Here is a 501-nt window from a genome sequence, read left to right as displayed (position 1 = left end):
CCCTTCGACAAACTGGGGCGAACTGATCGAAAGTTCCCTTGGGGTCAGCATGATCGCGGGCACCTAGGCATAAGCTCGGGGCTATCAGCACCGTGCATCCGGACGGGTCTCCAGAGGCAGCCGTCATACAGGTGACGTTGGGCGACGACCTCAACATCGTGTTCGACAGCTTTCCCGGAAGTCGGAAGCTGGCAAATATCAAACGAGACAGCCGGATCGCCATGGTGATCGGCTGGGATGAAAATGTCACGGTTCAAATCGAAGGCCGGGCCCGACCTGCCAAGGCTAACGAATCACAGCGGTTGAGAGATGTCCACGTTGCCAACTGTCCGCTTGAAGCGGAGTTTCTAAAGCAAGGAGCACAACTTTTTACGATTTCGCCTCGATGGATTCGCTATTCCGATTTCAGAGGCGAGCCGATGGTTTTTGAGCTGTCCGGCAACTCGCTTGCGAAATAGGGATTAGCCCCGCCACCTCTCGGCAGCGGGCCGCCGCCAGGGC

1 pseudogene is annotated in these 501 nt (G+C 57.3%); it reads left to right on the top strand.

What is annotated here, in order from left to right:
- Window positions 1-77: 77 nt before the first annotated feature.
- Window positions 78-458: pseudogene (locus EOA22_RS36885) on the top strand (pyridoxamine 5'-phosphate oxidase family protein); the annotation flags it as partial.
- Between the last annotated feature and the right edge of the window lie 43 nt (window positions 459-501).

The organism is Mesorhizobium sp. M7A.F.Ca.US.014.04.1.1, from assembly GCF_003998745.1.
Lineage (GTDB): Bacteria > Pseudomonadota > Alphaproteobacteria > Rhizobiales > Rhizobiaceae > Mesorhizobium > Mesorhizobium ciceri.
Note: the sequence above shows the minus strand (reverse complement) of the source record. Positions and strands in the feature narration are given on the sequence as shown.